This window comes from Sphingomonas paludis (assembly GCF_053502515.1).
The window spans coordinates 1,041,949-1,058,504 of sequence record NZ_CP187558.1 but is presented as its reverse complement, the minus strand read 5'-3'; the positions used below and the strand labels follow the sequence as shown (position 1 = coordinate 1,058,504).

The 16,556-nt window shown below is 65.4% G+C and carries 17 protein-coding genes and 1 tRNA gene; 6 read left to right on the top strand and 12 right to left on the bottom strand.

Annotation, left to right across the window (positions count from 1 at the left end; translation table 11 throughout):
* Positions 1 to 41: 41 nt before the first annotated feature.
* From ACPVPU_RS05115 to ACPVPU_RS05105, 3 genes are all read right to left on the bottom strand, one after another.
* Entirely contained in the window at positions 42 to 917 is an 876-nt protein-coding gene (locus ACPVPU_RS05115) for a GGDEF domain-containing protein (protein WP_448659894.1), read from the bottom strand.
* A gap of 194 nt (positions 918 to 1,111) precedes the next feature.
* Positions 1,112 to 2,377: an ATP-dependent Clp protease ATP-binding subunit ClpX gene (clpX, locus tag ACPVPU_RS05110; RefSeq protein ID WP_448660421.1), complete on the bottom strand. Its 1,266-nt coding sequence runs from the start codon at positions 2,375 to 2,377 to the stop codon at positions 1,112 to 1,114.
* A gap of 122 nt (positions 2,378 to 2,499) precedes the next feature.
* Entirely contained in the window at positions 2,500 to 3,120 is a 621-nt protein-coding gene (locus ACPVPU_RS05105) for an ATP-dependent Clp protease proteolytic subunit (RefSeq protein WP_448659893.1), read from the bottom strand.
* A 132-nt stretch (positions 3,121 to 3,252) separates the two neighbouring features.
* Here ACPVPU_RS05105 and ACPVPU_RS05100 point away from each other — a divergent pair, with 132 nt between their 5' ends.
* Genes ACPVPU_RS05100 through ACPVPU_RS05090 form a run of 3 tightly spaced genes read left to right on the top strand, consistent with a single transcriptional unit; the run spans position 3,253 to position 7,186 of the window.
* The gene (locus ACPVPU_RS05100) at positions 3,253 to 4,548 is read left to right on the top strand and encodes a hypothetical protein (RefSeq protein ID WP_448659892.1); all 1,296 of its coding nucleotides are present in this window, start codon (positions 3,253 to 3,255) and stop codon (positions 4,546 to 4,548) included.
* Positions 4,545 to 5,849: a hypothetical protein gene (locus ACPVPU_RS05095; protein ID WP_448659891.1), complete on the top strand. Its 1,305-nt coding sequence runs from the start codon at positions 4,545 to 4,547 to the stop codon at positions 5,847 to 5,849. The genes ACPVPU_RS05100 and ACPVPU_RS05095 overlap by 4 nt, the downstream gene beginning before the upstream one ends.
* A complete protein-coding gene (locus ACPVPU_RS05090; protein ID WP_448659890.1) occupies positions 5,846 to 7,186 on the top strand; it encodes a hypothetical protein in 1,341 nt (446 codons plus the stop codon). Before ACPVPU_RS05095 ends, ACPVPU_RS05090 begins: the two co-directional genes overlap by 4 nt.
* Here the strand turns inward: ACPVPU_RS05090 and ACPVPU_RS05085 are convergent.
* From ACPVPU_RS05085 to ACPVPU_RS05075, 3 genes are all read right to left on the bottom strand, one after another.
* Entirely contained in the window at positions 7,125 to 8,051 is a 927-nt protein-coding gene (locus tag ACPVPU_RS05085) for a glycosyltransferase family 2 protein (RefSeq protein WP_448659889.1), read from the bottom strand. The genes ACPVPU_RS05090 and ACPVPU_RS05085 overlap by 62 nt on opposite strands.
* Before the next feature lie 152 nt (positions 8,052 to 8,203).
* Positions 8,204 to 9,811 (bottom strand): trigger factor, encoded by a 1,608-nt coding sequence (gene tig / locus ACPVPU_RS05080; RefSeq protein ID WP_448659888.1) that lies wholly within the window; start codon positions 9,809 to 9,811, stop codon positions 8,204 to 8,206.
* An 84-nt stretch (positions 9,812 to 9,895) separates the two neighbouring features.
* Positions 9,896 to 9,980 (bottom strand) — tRNA-Leu (locus ACPVPU_RS05075).
* A gap of 148 nt (positions 9,981 to 10,128) precedes the next feature.
* On the opposite strand from ACPVPU_RS05075, the gene ACPVPU_RS05070 reads away from it, so the two are divergent.
* Complete coding sequence (locus ACPVPU_RS05070; protein WP_448659887.1) at positions 10,129 to 10,344, top strand: hypothetical protein; 216 nt, start codon at positions 10,129 to 10,131, stop codon at positions 10,342 to 10,344.
* A 26-nt stretch (positions 10,345 to 10,370) separates the two neighbouring features.
* Here ACPVPU_RS05070 and ACPVPU_RS05065 read toward each other — a convergent pair whose 3' ends face one another.
* The 6 genes from ACPVPU_RS05065 to ACPVPU_RS05040 form a co-directional block, all read right to left on the bottom strand.
* A complete protein-coding gene (locus ACPVPU_RS05065; protein ID WP_448659886.1) occupies positions 10,371 to 11,237 on the bottom strand; it encodes a hypothetical protein in 867 nt (288 codons plus the stop codon).
* Positions 11,238 to 11,412: 175 nt separating this feature from the next.
* A complete protein-coding gene (locus tag ACPVPU_RS05060; protein ID WP_448659885.1) occupies positions 11,413 to 12,051 on the bottom strand; it encodes a peptidylprolyl isomerase in 639 nt (212 codons plus the stop codon).
* Between the two features lie 129 nt (positions 12,052 to 12,180).
* Entirely contained in the window at positions 12,181 to 12,774 is a 594-nt protein-coding gene (locus ACPVPU_RS05055) for a hypothetical protein (protein WP_448659884.1), read from the bottom strand.
* 98 nt (positions 12,775 to 12,872) lie between these two features.
* The gene (locus ACPVPU_RS05050) at positions 12,873 to 13,262 is read right to left on the bottom strand and encodes a hypothetical protein (protein ID WP_448659883.1); all 390 of its coding nucleotides are present in this window, start codon (positions 13,260 to 13,262) and stop codon (positions 12,873 to 12,875) included.
* A 97-nt stretch (positions 13,263 to 13,359) separates the two neighbouring features.
* Positions 13,360 to 14,151, bottom strand: coding sequence for a hypothetical protein (locus ACPVPU_RS05045; protein ID WP_448659882.1), 792 nt, complete (start codon positions 14,149 to 14,151; stop codon positions 13,360 to 13,362).
* Positions 14,152 to 14,200: 49 nt separating this feature from the next.
* Positions 14,201 to 14,782 (bottom strand): helix-turn-helix transcriptional regulator, encoded by a 582-nt coding sequence (locus ACPVPU_RS05040; RefSeq protein ID WP_448660420.1) that lies wholly within the window; start codon positions 14,780 to 14,782, stop codon positions 14,201 to 14,203.
* Between the two features lie 340 nt (positions 14,783 to 15,122).
* Between ACPVPU_RS05040 and ACPVPU_RS05035 the strand changes: the two genes are divergently transcribed.
* Positions 15,123 to 15,707, top strand: a complete 585-nt coding sequence (locus ACPVPU_RS05035; protein WP_448659881.1) for a spore coat protein U domain-containing protein — start codon at positions 15,123 to 15,125, stop codon at positions 15,705 to 15,707.
* A 131-nt stretch (positions 15,708 to 15,838) separates the two neighbouring features.
* Positions 15,839 to 16,555, top strand: coding sequence for a fimbrial biogenesis chaperone (locus tag ACPVPU_RS05030; RefSeq protein WP_448659880.1), 717 nt, complete (start codon positions 15,839 to 15,841; stop codon positions 16,553 to 16,555).
* Position 16,556: the final 1 nt, after the last annotated feature.

Here is a 16,556-nt window from a genome sequence, read left to right as displayed (position 1 = left end):
GCGTCAGCCAGCCGATCGTTCCCTGAATGCAATGACCGCGCTTATCCGGCGGCGATCTCCACCTCGCCATGCGTCGCCTCGCGGATGCAGTCGCGCCCGGCCCGCTTGGCGGCATAGAGCGCGGTATCCGCCCGCAACAGCGCGGTATGGAGCGGCTCGTTTTCCGGCCAGACCGAAAGACCGGCCGAAAAGGTGACGGCACAGTGGCCGATCGATGCGATCGGTTCCAGCCGGCACGCCTTGGCCAGCCGGTCGATGATCGCCCGCGCGTCCCCGGGTGCAGTCATGGGCAGGAACAGCACGAACTCCTCCCCGCCCCAGCGCGCGATCATGTCGCCGCGCCGCAGGCCGCCGATCAACCGATGCGCGAACAGCCGAAGCACGTCGTCGCCGGCATGGTGCCCATGCTGGTCGTTGATCGATTTGAACCGATCGATGTCGATCAGCACCAGTGTCCCGACAGGTCGGCGATCGCCGATTGAGTCGAGCACGCTGTCAAAGCCGCGCCGGTTTATCAGGCCGGTCAGCTGGTCGTGATTGGCCGCTTCGTCCAGCTGGCGCATCCGTTCGCCCGCGCTGGACGCCGCCCGGTTCACGCTGGCGATCAGCGCACCCATCAGGTCGCGGCTGTCCATTTCATCGAGAGCCGGCACCCGCCCATCGCTCAGTCTGCCCAGCGCCTCGGCACTCGCCTGAACCGGCATCAGCAGCGCGTGGATCGCCGTCAGCGCCAGCGCCGTCCCCGCCAGCGTCGCCGCCAGCACGATCAGCGTCTCGGGCCATCCGATGACCCCGCGCCATACCTCCCACAGGATCAGCGACATCAGCGGCAGGTGCGTGCTGATGAAGCAGATCGCGAACAGCCTCAGCCTGACGCTGGATGGAAACAGGAAACGCGTGGCACGATAGAAACGCATTACAGGAACGCCCTTTCCCGCGGCCGTTACCGGACACGGCGCAGGAACAGGCCTATCACCCAGGCGGATGACCGGATCCTTGATCGAAAGGGTTAACGCGACCAGCCGTTGCGGGGGGCGGATTGCGACCGCGCAGGAAAAAGGGGGCAAGACCCGTCGGCCTGCCCCCCTTCATCCGTTTTGCCTCAACGCGATCAGGCGGCGTCGCCGGCCTTTTTCTTGTCGCTGTACACGCGCACCGGCTCCTTGCGCCCCTCGACCACATCCTTGTCAACGACGACCTGATCCACCCCGTCCATCGACGGCAGGTCGAACATGGTGTCGAGCAGAATGCCTTCCAGGATCGAACGAAGCCCGCGCGCACCCGTCTTGCGTTCGATCGCGCGCTTGGCGATGGCGACCAGTGCGTCGTCCTGGAACCCCAGTTCCACGCCTTCCATGTCGAACAGCTTCTGATATTGCTTGACCAGCGCGTTCTTCGGCTCGGTCAGGATCTTGACCAGCGCGTCGGTGTCCAGATCCTCAAGCGTCGCGATGACCGGCAGACGCCCGACAAATTCGGGGATCAGGCCGAACTTCAGCAGATCCTCCGGCTCGGTCTGACGCAACACCTCGCCGGTGCGGCGCTCTTCGGGAGCGGCGACATAGGCACCAAACCCGATCGACTTGCCCTGCAACCGGTCGCCGATGATCTTTTCAAGGCCACTGAACGCGCCGCCACAGATGAATAGGATGTTCGTCGTATCGACCTGCAGGAACTCCTGCTGCGGATGCTTGCGCCCGCCCTGGGGCGGCACGCTGGCGGTGGTGCCTTCCATCAGCTTGAGCAGCGCCTGCTGCACGCCTTCGCCCGAAACGTCGCGGGTGATCGACGGATTCTCCGCCTTGCGGCTGATCTTGTCGATCTCGTCGATATAGACGATGCCGCGCTGCGCCCGCTCGACATTGTAATCCGACGCCTGAAGCAGCTTGAGGATGATGTTCTCCACATCCTCGCCGACATAGCCCGCCTCGGTCAGCGTGGTCGCATCCGCCATGGTGAAGGGCACGTCGAGGATGCGGGCCAGCGTCTGCGCCAGCAGCGTCTTGCCGCAACCGGTCGGCCCGACCAGCAGGATGTTCGACTTGGACAGTTCGACGTCCGCGCCCTTCTGCCCATGGTTCAGCCGCTTGTAGTGGTTGTGCACCGCGACCGACAGCACGCGCTTCGCCCGCTTCTGGCCGATGACGTAATCGTCCAGCACATCGCAGATTTCCTGCGGCGACGGGACGCCGCCGTCCTTCTTGGAAATCAGCGCCGACTTGGTTTCCTCGCGGATGATGTCGTTGCACAATTCGACGCACTCGTCGCAGATGAACACGGTGGGGCCAGCAATCAGCTTGCGCACCTCGTGCTGGCTCTTGCCGCAGAACGAGCAATAGAGCGTGCTTTTGGCGTCGCCGCCCTTAACCTTGTCCACCATAACTTCCATCCTTGGCGCGCTTTTGCGCGCGCATGTCCACCCGCCATCCTACACCCGCGGGGCACTGGGGCAATCGACTATTTCCAGCGGCAGGATTCATCGCCCTGCGCCGACACGGCTTATGCCGACGTTCCGCTACCCTCTTCGGCCGGCTGGGGCCGCTTGTCATACACCTGGTCGACCAGGCCGAACGCCTTGGCCTCGTCGGCCTCCAGGAACGTGTCGCGGTCCATCGCGCGCTCGATCTCTTCCAGCGGCTTGCCGGTATATTTTGCGTACAGATCGTTCATCCGGCGGCGGATGCGCAGGATTTCCTTGGCCTGGATCTCGATGTCGGAGGCCATGCCCTGGGCGCCGCCCGACGGCTGGTGAACCATGATCCGCGCATTGGTCAGCGCAACGCGCATCCCCGGTTCGCCGCTGGCCAGCAGAAAGCTGCCCATCGACGCGGCCTGGCCGATGCAAACCGTGCCGACCCGCGGCCGGATGTAATGCATCGTGTCGTGGATCGCCATGCCGGCGGTGACGACGCCGCCCGGCGAATTGATATAGAGCCAGATATCCTTTTTGGGATTTTCCGATTCCAGGAACAGCAGCTGGGCGACGATCAGCGAGGCCATGCCATCCTCGACCGGCCCGTTCACGAACACGATCCGTTCGCGGAGCAGCCGCGAGAAGATATCGAAACTGCGCTCGCCGCGGCTGGACTGTTCGATGACGATGGGAACAAGGGCATTCATGGGGTCGAAGCTGTTGTGCATAACATCCCGCTCAGGTGATTAGGGCATCTACATCGGCCCTGCCCGCGTGGAGCGCAAGGGGGCAAGCTTTCGTCAACCATATCGCAACCGCTGCCGCGCTAGGGCACGGCCATGCGCAAGCACATCCGCCCGCCGTTCGACTGGCCGTTCATCGCCCTTTTGATCGTGGCCGGGATTGCCCTGCGCATCCTGTTGTTCAGCGCGTCGCATGGCAGCGTGCTGAGTTTCATCGGCGCGGGCGAAGCGGCACGGGCGGCGATCAGCCTAGCGACCAACGGCGTGTTCGGCGACGCATTCTTTACCGGGCACGGCCCGACCGCGCATCTGACGCCGATCAGCCCCGCCATAGCCGCAGGGGTCATGATGCTGCTGGGGGTGGACAGCCCGGCAGCCAACCTGACCCTGATGGTCTGGTCGCTGGTTCAGGTGATCGCCGGCTGGCTGTTGCTGATCGCGCTGTTCCGGCGGCTGGGCGCGGACGAGACCGCGATGCACTGGGGGTTGGCGGCACTCAGCCTGATGCCCGTATTCGCGGCGGACGAGATCATCGTGTTTCGTTTCTGGGAAGGGGCGCTGGCCCTTGACCTGGTCATCCTCAACCTGATCCTGCTGATCGATGCCGAACGAGCCGCGTCCGTCGGCAACGCCCGGCTGGCGGGGATCGGCACCTTGTGTGCCGTCACGTTCTTCCTGTCGCCGCCCGCCGGCATGGCCGTCGTTCTGTGCTGGGCGATATGGGCCGTGCGCCGCCTGGCATGGTCGCGAATCATCGGGTTCGGCGCGGTCAGCGCTGCCGCACTGGCGCTGATGGTGGCACCCTGGGCAATGCGCAATGCCGCCGAGCTGGGCGAACCGGTGCTGTTGCGCAGCAATGCTGGGCTTGAACTGGCGATCGGCAATCATCCGGGCGCATTGTCCGATCGGCCCAATGGCGAGGTGTATTTCGACCGGCTGCGCGCCGTTCAGCCCTATTTCGGGAAGGCCGGGCAAAGGGCGCTGCAACAGGCGGGTGGCGAAGTGGCCTATGCCCGTGCGCTGGGGGCGGAGGCGCGGGGCTGGATCGCTGCCAACCCCGCCGATTTCGCCCGGCTGTTCCTGCGCCACCTGCGCCAGTTCTTCTTTCCGGAACCCTGGCAGCTGATGTTCAGCATGGCCGGGCCGCGCGCTGCGTTCATGGGCCTGGTCAGCGCCGTCGGCCTCGCCGGTCTGGCAATCGCCTTGTGGCAAAGGCGGTCCGGCTACTGGATGATCGCCGTCTATCTGGCGGCGGTCGCCATGCCCTATGCCGTGGTCCAGCCGGTGCAGCGATACAGCTATCTGGTGTACGGGATCCTGGTGATGTTGGCTGCCGACGCGCTGGTCCGGCTGGTCCGCCATGCCCGATTGCGGTGGGTGGCGGCGACGTGATCCGGTCGACTTCATCGTCGACGGACTGGCGGTTCCTGCTGTGGCTGGTCGCGGCGGGGATCGCGCTCCGCCTGATCTGGCAGGTCGCGGTGCTCGGGGTTCCGCTGACGCAGTTTCTGGGCGCGGGCGAAGCGACGCGGGTTGCGCTGTCGCTGGCGCGGACGGGCGTGTTCGGCGATGCGTTCCATGCGGGCTATGGCCCGACGGCGCATCTGTCGCCGGTCAGCCCGTCGATCGCCGCCGGGATCATGCTGGCGCTTGGCGTCGATACCCCCGCCGCCAATGTCGCGCTGCTGACATGGTCGCTGGGTCAGGCGGCGGCCGGATGGTGCCTGCTGGTCCTGTTGTTCCGGCGGCTGCAGCTTGACGCCACCGCCCTTCGGCTGGGCATGGCTGTCTTGTGCCTGATGCCCGTGTTCATCGGGGACGAAGTGATCGTCTTTCGATTCTGGGACGGCGCGCTGGCGCTGATGCTGGTGCTGGTCAATCTGACGCTGGTGATCGCGATGGCCGATGCCCGCGATCCCGACCTGCGGGTGCTGGGTGCCATCTCCGCCCTGGCCGCCGCCACGCTGTTCGTCAGCCCGGCGGCCGGCATGGCCATCGGCCTGTGCTGGGGCGCATGGGGACTGGCGCACCTGTCCTGGCGGCGGCTAGCTGGTTTTGCGGCAATGGGCGCGGCGGCGCTGACGCTGATGGTGCTCCCTTGGGCGATCCGCAACCAGCAGATGATCGGCGAACCCGTGCTGTTGCGCAGCAATGCCGGGCTGGAACTGGCCATCGGCAATCATCCACAGGCGCTGTCGGGTCGCCCGCATGGCGAGGTGTTCGCCGAGCGGCTGCGCGAGGTGCAGCCCTATTTCAGCCCGCGCGCCCGCGCCCAGATTGCGCGAATGGGCGGAGAGGCGGCTTATTCGCGCGCGCTGGGGGCAGAGGCGATGGCATGGATCGCCGATCATCCCGCCGGGTTCGTGACCCTGTGCGCCCGGCATGTCCGGCAATTCTTCTTTCCCGAACCGTGGCAGCTCGAAATGACCTGGGCCGGGCCTCGCGCCGCGATGATGGGGTTGGTCAGCGGCATCGGCCTCATTGGCCTGGCAATCGGCCTTTGGCGGGGCCGGCGCGGCTATCCGGTGATCGCGCTGTATCTGGGTGCGGTCGCCCTGCCCTATGCGGTGGTTCAGCCGACGCAGCGCTACGCTTATCTGATTCACGGCATCCTGGTGATGCTGGCGGCCGATGCGGTGGTGCGGCTGGTGCGACACCTGGCCCGGCCCGCCACCCGATTGGCAACCGCATGAGCGCCACCCCGCACGAACGGCGGGACTGGCTGTTTCCCGCGCTGGTCATCGGGGCGGGCATCGTCCTGCGCCTGATCTGGCTGAGCCTGGCCGAACAGGGGCCGCTTGCCTTTTCCGGGGCGGGTGAGGCGACGCGGGTCGCGCTGGAACTGGCCCGCACCGGTACGTTCGGCGGCGCCTTTTACGCGGGCTATGGTCCCACTGCCCATCTGTCGCCAATCGCCCCGTTTGTCGCCGGGGCGATCATGGCGACGCTTGGCATCGACACGCCGGCGTCCAACGGGACCCTGCTGGCCTGGTCGCTGCTCCAGATGGTGGCCGGATGGGTTTTGCTGTCCGTCCTGTTCCGTCAACTGGGGGCACCGGCACAGGCGCGACGCTGGGGCCTGGCTGCACTCTGCCTGATCCCGGTGTTCGTGCGGCAGGAAACCGTCGATTTCCGCTATTGGGAAGGGGCGCTGACCCTGGTGCTGGTGCTGGGCAACCTGATCCTGCTCAATACCGTTCAGGGTCAGGCCCGGCCCGGCATCCGCCGGGTGGCGCTGATCGCCGTCCTTACTGCCCTGACCTTTTTCCTGTGTCCCCCGGCGGGGGCGGCGATCAATCTGTGCTGGGCGATCTGGGCGATCCGCACGCTCGACCTCCGGCGGATGGTCGGCTTTGCCCTCGCATGCTGCGCGGCGCTGGCGATGCTCGTCGCGCCCTGGGCCATGCGCAACGCTGCAGTGATGGGCGAACCGGTCCTGCTGCGCAGCAATGCCGGGCTGGAACTGGCGATGGGCAACCATCCCGCCGCCCTGTCCGACCAAGCGCCGGAACAGGTCTTCGCCGACCGGCTATTGGCGATCCATCCCTATCAGAGCGTCGGCGCGAGAGCCGATCTGGCGCGCGCGGGGGGCGAGGTCGCCTATGCCCGGATGCTCGGCCGCCAGACGCGGGACTGGATCGCGGCCAATCCAGCTGATTTCGCCGCATTGTCGCTCCGCCATTTCCGGCAGTTCTTCTTTCCCGACGCCTGGCAAATGTACTTCACGGGGTGGGAGGGGATGCGCAGCGCCCGGGCGACGGCCATGGGCATTGCCAGCACCATCGGCCTCGTTGGCCTGGCAGCGGGGCTGTGGCAGCGTAGGCGGGGCTATGCGCCCATTGCCCTGTATCTGATCGGCGTCGCCCTGCCCTATGCCATGGTTCAGCCGATCCAGCGCTACAGCTACCTCGTCCACGGCATCCTGGCGATGCTGGCCGCCGATGCGGTGGTCCGGTTGCTGCGCTGGATCAGCCGCCGGGTGCGGGATGGGCAAGATAGGCCAGCCGCCGCACTTCCCGCCGCCCCCTGACCACGGTGTCGAGGATCAGGCCGGTAAAGCCGTTGAGCGCCGCCAGGATCATCAGTCCGGTCACCAGGATCGCGGTGGGGAAACGGGGCACCAGGCCGGTATCGATAAAGGTAACGATCAGCGGCAGGGCCAGCAGGATCGACAGCGCAGCCAGCACGCCGGCGATCGCGCCGAAATAGAGCAGCGGCCGTTCGATGCGATACAGCGTCAGGATGGTCCGGCCGATGCGCAACCCATCGGCATAGGTATTGAGTTTCGACGCCGAACCCTCGGGCCGGGCGAAATAGCGCGTCTCCATCTCGCCGACCGGCATCTTGAGTTCCAGCGCATGGACGCTGATTTCCGTCTCGATCTCAAACCCGCCGGACAGCGCCGGAAAGCTTTTGACGAACCGGCGGGAAAAGACGCGGTAGCCCGAAAAGATGTCGGTAAAGCTGCGGCCGAACAGTCGAGCCAAGATGCTGGTCATCATCCTGTTGCCGGTCACGTGTCCGCGGCGATAGGCCTCTGCCGCCTCATGCACCCGCGTGCCGACGATCATGTCCAGTTGTTCGCCGACCAGCCGGTCGACCATCACGGGTGCCACATCCGGGTCATAGGTCGCGTCGCCATCGGCCATGATGTAGATATCGGCATCGACATCGGCGAACATGCGACGGACCACGCTGCCCTTGCCCTGCATCCGTTCGGTGCGAACGATGGCGCCCGCCGCCCGCGCAACCTCGACCGTGCGGTCGCGGGAGTTGTTGTCATAGACATAGATCGCCGCATCGGGCAGCGCCGCACGGAACCCGGCGACGGTCTGGGCGATGGCCGCCTCTTCGTTGTAACAGGGCAGCAGGACGGCGATGCGCGGCGCGGACAAGGATCATGAACTCCTGGCTGGGCATTGCCCCGAAACGACAGGACGGCACCTTAGTCGGCGCGACCTTCCCAATCCGTTAACCAAGTTTCCCGACCGCGCGTAGCCCCAAATCAAAACCCCCTCCACCGCGGCGGTGAAGGGGGCTTGATCGATCAGGCTTCGGTCTTCTTCTTTGCCGGGGCCCGCTTCTTGGGCGCGGGGGCTTCGGCCGGCGCGTCCTCTGCCGCGCTCGCCTCGGCGGGGGCAGCCTCGGCCTTCTTCTTGGGCGCGGCCTTCTTCTTGGGGGCCGGCTCGGCTTCGGTCACCGCTTCGGCAGCGGGTGCCTCGGCGGCGGCAGCCTTCTTGGCCGGGGTCTTCTTCTTGGCGGCGGGCTTTGCGTCATGATCATGGTCGTGCCCGCAATCCGGCCCATGCACGTGCGGCACGGCACCGTCCTCGCTCTCGATGGCCGCTTCCAGCTCTTCGCGCGTCACTTCGCGATCGGTGATCTCTGCCTTGTCGAACAGGAAATCAACGACCTTGTCCTCGAACAGGGGCGCGCGCAGCTGGGCCGCCGCCATCGGTTCCTGACGGATATACTGCACGAACTTTTCGCGGTCCGACGGGTTATACTGCTGCGCTGCCTGCGCGATCAGGCGGTTCATTTCCTGCTCGGTCACCTGCACGCCGTTCGCCTGGCCGATTTCGGACAAGAGCAGGCCCAGCCGGACCCGGCGCACGGCGATGGCGCGGTAATCGTCCTTTTCCGCTTCCAGTTCGGCCAGCGCCTTGTCCTTGTCGGCTTCATGCCCGGCTTCGTGCACCAGCTGCTGCCAGATCTGGTTGAATTCGGCCTCGACCATCGACGGCGGCACGTCGAAATCATGCGATTCGGCCAGCTGGTCCAAAAGCTTGCGCTTCATATGGGTGCGGGTCAGGCCGTTCAGTTCCTGCTCCACCTGCCCCTTGAGCAGGCCGCGCAGCTGTTCCAGATCGGACAGGCCCAGCGACTTGGCGAAATCGTCGTCGATCTTGGTTTCACCGGCGACGCGAACCGCCGTCACCTTGACCGCGAACTCCGCATCCTTGCCCGACAGCGTGTCGACGCCGTAATCGGCCGGGAAGGTGACCTTGACGATCCGCTCGTCGCCGACCTTCGCGCCCTTCAACTGCTCCTCGAAGCCGGGGATCAGGCGGCCGGAGCCGATCTCGATCGACATGTCGGTGCCGGTGCCGCCGTCAAAGGCGACGCCGTCGACCGTGCCGGCGAAATCCATGACCACCAGGTCGCCTTCGCCCGCCGCATGGCCTTCCTCGGCGTCGGTGAACTGCTTCTGCTGGCTGGCCAGCTGTTCCAGCTGCGCGTCGATCACCGCCTCGTCCGCCGCAACGGTCAGCCGTTCGAGCTTCAGTCCGTCGATCGACGGCGCGGGAACGTCGGGCAGCACTTCCAGCGCCACCTTCACCTCGGCGTCGCCGCCGGGCTTGTACTCGCCGGCCAGCTCGACCGAAGGCGCCATTGCCGGGCGCAGCTTGTGCTCCGCCAGCAACGACTGGATGCCTTCCTGGATCGACGTGTTCAGCGCGTCGGCGGCGATCGCCTCGCCGTGCATCTTGCGGACCAGATTGGCCGGCACCTTGCCGGGACGGAAGCCGGGCATGCGCACCTGGGGGGCCACCCGCTTCACCTCGGCATCGACGCGCTTGTCGATATCCTTGGCAGTGATGGTGAGCGTGTAGGCGCGCTTCAGGCCCTCGTTCAACGTCTCGACAGTCTGCATTCCAACGCTTTCCAGTTCATCGTTCGGGGACAATGGTGTCCGCCAGGGAGCACTTTGGCGCGCCCTGGCAAAGGGATGACGGGCTGGTGCGGGCGAAGGGAGTCGAACCCCCACATCTTTCGATACTGGAACCTAAATCCAGCGCGTCTACCAGTTCCGCCACGCCCGCAAACCGCCATCGGGACACCGCCGGTCGGCGGCGTCTATAGCAGGCAAGGGGCATTGGGCAAGCGGTTCGATTGCCCGGCATTCGTCAAACGAACGGGGATAGATGCGGGCGGTGATGCGTTTCTGCGGAAACCAAGGAGGACCCGAAGATGCCCGTCGAACCGCCAATCCCCGAAACGCCCCCGGTTCCCGCACCGACCCAGCCGACCCAGCCGCCCCCGGAATATCCGGGCCAGCCCTCGCCCGGGCAACCGGACATGCCGCCGCCGGAAATCGACGTGCCCGGGCCGGATGTCGATATTCCGAGCCCAATGCCCGGCGGCGATCCCGGGCCGGGGATCGCGCCGGGCCAGCCGGTGGCCTGAACGCCAGGCGCGGGCAGGCTGCCGGATCAGTTGGTTGACCGGACGGTGACCTGGCCCTGCTTCGACACGCCGAAATCGAATACGCGTGCGACCATCGTCGATCCGCCCAGCGCCGGGCCGGACGATGCGCTCATCGAATACAGAAAGCCGTATTGCCCCTCCGCCAGGGTATCGGTCGGCACGACCTTGTAGACGCCGGGTGCGACCTGTTCATAGTCGAACGCGATGCGGTCCTTGTCCATCACCCCGGTCTTGGCGCCTGCGATGTTGAAGCTGCCGACCCGCGCCTCCCGGCGGTCCTTCTTTACCGTGAACCGGATCAGGCTGAACTCGTTCGGCGATGTCACGATCGCTGCCGGGCCGGCCAGAAACGCGCTGCCCATGGCCCCGCCGGACAGGCTCTGGTTCGCCTGATCGAAGTAGAAATAGAATACCGGTCGGCCACGCACCGACTGCACCCGGGCACTGTCGCGCGGCACGACCGCCTTCATGCTCATCGATGCGATGCCGCCGGTCAACGCATAGCCCAGGATGCCGCCGGTCTTGGTCTGGTTGGATGTGGTCGGGTCCAGCCTGACCATTTTCGGCGCCGGATCCCAGTCCGCCAGCAGATAGACGCCCGCCGGATGCGGCACCATCGGATCGGGCGAATCGGCCGACATGGCGGCCTTGGCCGATACCGGCGATCCATCGGACGATCCGATCATCGCCGCCAGCACCGCGTTCGAAACCCCGCGCTGCTTCAGCGCGATCATCTGATCGGTGGAAAGATCGAAGCGGGTCGGCGACACCTTGATCTTGGCGATGATGATGTCGTCGCCCAGTCCTGCACCGACCATGGTGACGACGGCGTTGTTGTCCACCACTTCGCCCTGCACCGGTGCGCTGGCCATCGAAACGGCCATTAATAGTTGAAACAGCATGATTTCCCCCCGAAAATACCCGAACCGCCGCTACATCATTGGCTTATATTGTAAAGCTCGGTCCGTGCCGCCCGACGGCAGGGGCACCGGCGTGTTGCGGGTCGCCCCGCAGGATGATGGCCGGGGTTCGTCGGGCGCCGAACCGTTACGGCACAATGCGCCGCGCGCTCACCACGCGGACCGGGTCGGCGGGCATTTCGCCCTTGAACGCACCCTGGCTGGTCTTGGCGGGGTCGGTCGGCGTGTCGAGAATGGTGACCAGCACCTCGCGCCCCTCGATCACCCGGCCGAACGCGGCATAGCCCAGATTATCCTCCGGCGATCCCTTGCCGGCGTCCATGTAATGGCTGTGGTCGCCGATCATGATGGTGAACTCGCCCCGCGCAGTGCCGGGTGCCAGCCGGGCGACCGACAGCACGCCGTCGGTATGGGTCAGGCCGGTCGCAGTGGTCGGTTCATGCTTGATGGGCGGCAGGATGCGGGCAACATCGGTCAGCGCGCCGAATTGGACGAACCCGAATCCCGGCTCCACCTTGACGACCCGATAGAAGCGGACGCCGTCCAGCTTTTTCTGGTCGACATATTTCAGGAAATTGGCCGCGGTGACCGGTGCCCGGCGGGTGTCGACCTCGATCGTCAGATTGCCCGCGCTGGTCACGATGGCGACGCGCGGCAGCGGTGGCTGGTCGGCCGGAACGGCATCCTGAGCCAGCGCCGGCATCCCCCCGAGCACCAGCAGCAACGCGGCCGTCACCATTCGCCGTCCACCCTGCCATCGCATCATCGCTCTCCCTCTGCCGCCACCGGCCATCAGGCGCGCATCATCGGCAAGCATGGGGCGGCGTGCAAGCGGGGCCTGCAGCATTTCGTCCGGCGACTTGGCGATGCTGCGCCACGCGGCGCAGCAATCCGTTCAATTCGCGGTAACGGCCAGGGTTACGGTGTCGCTGTAATTGCCGGCAAAGATCGTCGTCGTCGGCGCCAGTCCCTGACCCGCCTGCTGCAGCACGCCGGCCACCCGGACGCTCAGATTGCCCGGCGCCCCTTGCAGGAATTGCTGCGATCCACCGACGCTGGTCGTCAGCGGCGACACAAGCTGCACCGACTGGAACTGCAGGCCCGCAGTCCCGTCGCCGGACACGAAATAGGGAATGGCGTTGCCCGGCCCGCCTGCCGACCCCTCTCGCACCAGAAATCCCTGGTTCTGCGATGCAAGCACCCGCGTAAAGCCATTGGCCGCGTTGCAGACATAGCGCAGGCTGACGACCTCTGCCGCTGCGGTCTGCGTGCCGACCGGCGTGTTGGTGACGGACCCCAGGTCGATGCTGATCACAGGCTGGGGATTGCCGCTGGCATCGGTCGCCACGCAAAGCGGCCCCACATCGCCTTCCAGCGTCAACGACACGCTTTCGACCGGCGTGCCGGTGCGCACCACCTCGACCGTGTTGACCGTGCCGTTCGGCGCGACCTGCATGGCCATCAACGCAAGGACACCAACGCTGTTCATGACGCTGACCGACTCTCCCCTATGGCCCTATGGGCTAGCATGAGAGTCGTTCTGCACCAATACCCATTCCCGAACCGGGACAGATTGACCGCAAATCGTCAGATCGTCTGCAGCGTCGCCACGATCGTGCCGATCGAACTCAGATCGCGGCCATAATCCAGTTCGAACTGATAGATGCCCGGCCGATGCGCCGTCACGCTGAACCCGCTTCCCGTGGAAAGCGTTGACGTGTCCGCCGCCCGCACCGACTGCACGGCCATGCCGTCCAGGTCGCCGCCCATCGCGATTGCAAAGCGCTCGTCGTTGCAGGCGACATCGATCGCGAGCCGCCCGGTGGCCAGATCGATCACCCGCATCTGCCCGACGGCGCAGCGCCGCTCCACCCGAGCAGTCAGGTTGATCGTCACCATGCTGCCCCCGCGCGCGGCCGTGGCGGCTGCACCGCCATCCGTGGCCGGAACAGGCTGCATCGCCAGCAACGCGCTCATGCTACCCAAAGCTAATCCAAGACCCATCTGCCATACTCCCGGCTCATTAAACCGGGCAGTAGCGCAGGCCCCATCAAGCCCAGGTAACCGGGTTGCCCTAACGCAGCGGTAATGTTTGCGGCGATGCTGGGGCAGGATCGAACATCCGCGCCAGCAGGGCTGCCTGGCCGGGCAGCAGCCTGCAGCAATAGGGGACACCGGCAATTAGCACCCCTTCCCGGTCGATCAGGCTGGTGCGGTCGGCCTGCGGCATGAACCCGGCGTTGACGGCAGGGGACAGCGCCTGTCCGGCGGCATTGCCGCCAGCGACGATTCTTCTGACGAGGACGCGGCCATCGCCCAGCGGCACCAGCTGGTCCTGCACGCCCGACGGGGCGTCATCGGTGAACTGCAGCCCATCCGGCGGCATTCGGCCCGGCGGGGGTTGCCAGATCGCGCTGTCGACCAGCGGCGCCGCGCCCGCCACCCCGACGGGGATCGGCAGGCGCAGGTCGATGACTCGCCCGGCCAGCACCATCCCGTCCGACATCCGGCATCGGCGGCGCGCATCGCATGCGGCACCGGGATCGTTCAGCCATTGGCGCGGCGGGACATGCGTGGCCAGATCGGCGCGCAACTGGGCAAGGTCGATGAGTAACGGGATCCCGGGCCCATCGCCCCGCGCGTCGGCAAATTGCCGGACCGCGATGCTCTCCACACAGGGCCGCAAAGCATCGGGCAGTCCATCGGGGTCCAGCAGGGTAAAGCGCGGCTGCACGATCATGGCCAGATCGCCGGCCAGCGTCACGGAACCGGCGGGTCGGCGAGCAGCCCATGCCAGCACCGCCAGAACGCCGATCAACCCGTTGACCAGCATGACCGAGCGGTCATTGCCAGCCCGTCCGTTCATCCCGCACCCCGATTGCTGCAGCACCGGGCGCTAGCCGCCCGATCGCGGTTCACGCTACAAGAAACGGGATCAGCCTGGAAAAAAACTGTTCGCGGCTGGCCACGCCGATCTTGGCATAGATGTTCTTGATGTGCGTGCGGACGGTCTGCACCGACATTTCGCCGATCCGTCCGATTTCCTCCGGCGAGCGGCCGTCGATCAGATAATTGACGATCAGGCTTTCGCGCCGCGTCAGTTCGAAACAGGCCGACAGCTCGCGGACCCGATCCGCCCGATCCAGCGACCCCAGGGTGATGCCGATGCGCCCCCCGCCCAGGTTCGTGGCGCGCATCACGGCCAGCTGCCCATCGGAGGGAAAGGAAACAATCTGCGTCCGATCAGCCGCACAGCCGGCAATCGCGGTCGCAAGCGCATCTTCGCCGAGCCCAGTCCAGCGAAGATGACCATTTTGCAGTTTCAGATCGTTGCTGTTGCGTAACAATTGCGACGCGGCTTGGTTCATCCAAAATAGTTCTGCGGATTCGCTGATCACGAAATGAGGAACGTGGTGCGAACCGACCCACTGGTACAACGCATCCAATGACACAGTAAAATACTCTGAATATGCCGGACTGATTGATGAACTCAGCATCTGCAATCAGTCGCCCCCTCCATGCCATGGACAAACTGTCCCAACTTGGCGCAGCGTTGTCCCGCATTGCTACAGCTTGGCATGATCACAATTTTGTTATTAACCGCCCCAAGCCTTAAAAAACTGCGGTTTCTTAAGGCAAAACAGGTGGTCAGATAAAACGCAAAATAAGTAAATACCCCATTTGGGGGATTCGAGCCGTCCCAGAACGGCATTAGTCAAATGTTCACCAACGGCAGCGGGCGAGTCGCACGGATCGCTACCAAGGTGACAGGGGGGGATGCCTTTGGACTGGGCAATCCCACTGTTTGTCTATTGAAAACATTGGGGAACTTTGCACATGAAGAAGATCTATGCTGCAGCTGTTGCTGCAATCGCCATTGCGTCCGCAACTCCGGCCTTCGCTCAGGTTGCTCAGCCGAACGACGGCGTCGTCGGCTCGGTCGTCATGAACCTGTCGGCCGACGTTTCGCAGATCTGCGGCGTCGTCGACAACATCAACCCGGTTGCCGTCAACTTTGGCGATCTGGCCGCCGTCGCCACCACCGCCCAGGTGACCATGGTCAACAACGTGACCGTCGTCTGCAACGATCCGGCCGGTGGCACCGTGTCGGTCGTGTCGAGCAATGCGGGCCGCCTGCTGCGCAACGGCAATCTGGACACCGCCGGCAACGTGATCCCGTACACGTTCCAGGCGACCGGCGGCAACGGCCTGGCCATTCCGGCCGGCACCACGCTGGGCACGGCGGTGACCCGTCCGTTCTCCGGTTCGACCGCGATGATGGCCGGTTCGGGCCTGACCTTCCGCTTCACGGTCAACGGCGTTCTGGAATCGAACCAGAGCAACATCAACAATGGTGAGCGCACCACGGTGTTCGAAGGTACCTACACCGACGTCGTCACCGTGTCGGTGACCGCCAACTGATCCCAGCGATCAGCTGTTGGCTTCGGCAAGGGGAGGCGATCCGTCGCTTCCCCTTGTTCGGCCATTCAGGAAACGACGATCCGGGCGCGGAAACAGGCCCGGACAGGCGGTGGGGATAGCCGGGGGGCTTTATGGGTATCAAGCGTTTAACTGTGTTGCTGGTTGCTGCGGCAGTGGCAATGCTGGCGGTCGGATCGACGGTGTGGGCGATGGACGTCCAGCCGCTGCGCATCCTGTTGAACCCCGCCCGGGGCCAGGTGTCCGGCACGATTTCGATCAACAATACCCGCACCGAACCGCTGGATTACGAAATCCTGGTCGAGCGCCGGATCATCGAGGCCGACGGCACGCAACGCTTCGAACCCGCCGAAGACGATTTCATCATCTTTCCGCCCCAGGGAAGCGTTCAGCCGGGCCAGTCACAGGCGGCGCGGTTCCAGTATCTGGGGCCGCGCGATGTCACCACCACCCAGGGCTATGTGCTGCGCGTCAAGGAAGTACCGGTGCAGCGCCCCGAATTTTCCGGGGTCCAGTTCGCCTATGCCTTTGGCGTTGCCGTCTATGTCCGGCCCGCCGATGCCCGTGACACGCTGACCGTCCAGTCGGTCGAGCGGACGGCAGAGGGCGTGCGGCTGACCGTGGTCAATCAGGGCAACGACTATGCGCTGCTGGCCGACAAGCGGCTGCGGCTGTCGATCGGATCGGAACAGCGCGCGCTGGTCCGCCAGGAGTTTGCGCAGCTGGTCGGGCTGCCCCTGATCGCGCCCAATTCCTCCCGCATCCTGGATCTTGCGCTTCCCGATCTGCCCCAGGGCGCGCCGACCGCCGTCATCGACGATCTGCGCTAGA

Excerpts from the sequence above, each read along its gene's own strand:
- ACPVPU_RS05050 (WP_448659883.1), bottom strand. The coding sequence starts at position 13,262 with ATGAGCGCGTTGCTGGCGATGCAGCCTGTTCCGGCCACGGATGGCGGT.
- ACPVPU_RS05090 (WP_448659890.1), top strand. The coding sequence starts at position 5,846 with ATGAGCGCCACCCCGCACGAACGGCGGGACTGGCTGTTTCCCGCGCTG.
- ACPVPU_RS05070 (WP_448659887.1), top strand. The coding sequence starts at position 10,129 with ATGCCCGTCGAACCGCCAATCCCCGAAACGCCCCCGGTTCCCGCACCG.
- ACPVPU_RS05035 (WP_448659881.1), top strand. The coding sequence starts at position 15,123 with ATGAAGAAGATCTATGCTGCAGCTGTTGCTGCAATCGCCATTGCGTCC.
- ACPVPU_RS05030 (WP_448659880.1), top strand. The coding sequence starts at position 15,839 with ATGGGTATCAAGCGTTTAACTGTGTTGCTGGTTGCTGCGGCAGTGGCA.
- ACPVPU_RS05040 (WP_448660420.1), bottom strand. The coding sequence starts at position 14,782 with ATGCTGAGTTCATCAATCAGTCCGGCATATTCAGAGTATTTTACTGTG.
- tig (WP_448659888.1), bottom strand. The coding sequence starts at position 9,811 with ATGCAGACTGTCGAGACGTTGAACGAGGGCCTGAAGCGCGCCTACACG.
- ACPVPU_RS05100 (WP_448659892.1), top strand. The coding sequence starts at position 3,253 with ATGCGCAAGCACATCCGCCCGCCGTTCGACTGGCCGTTCATCGCCCTT.
- ACPVPU_RS05065 (WP_448659886.1), bottom strand. The coding sequence starts at position 11,237 with ATGGCCAGCGCACCGGTGCAGGGCGAAGTGGTGGACAACAACGCCGTC.
- ACPVPU_RS05055 (WP_448659884.1), bottom strand. The coding sequence starts at position 12,774 with ATGAACAGCGTTGGTGTCCTTGCGTTGATGGCCATGCAGGTCGCGCCG.
- ACPVPU_RS05105 (WP_448659893.1), bottom strand. The coding sequence starts at position 3,120 with ATGAATGCCCTTGTTCCCATCGTCATCGAACAGTCCAGCCGCGGCGAG.
- ACPVPU_RS05115 (WP_448659894.1), bottom strand. The coding sequence starts at position 917 with ATGCGTTTCTATCGTGCCACGCGTTTCCTGTTTCCATCCAGCGTCAGG.
- ACPVPU_RS05060 (WP_448659885.1), bottom strand. The coding sequence starts at position 12,051 with ATGATGCGATGGCAGGGTGGACGGCGAATGGTGACGGCCGCGTTGCTG.
- ACPVPU_RS05045 (WP_448659882.1), bottom strand. The coding sequence starts at position 14,151 with ATGAACGGACGGGCTGGCAATGACCGCTCGGTCATGCTGGTCAACGGG.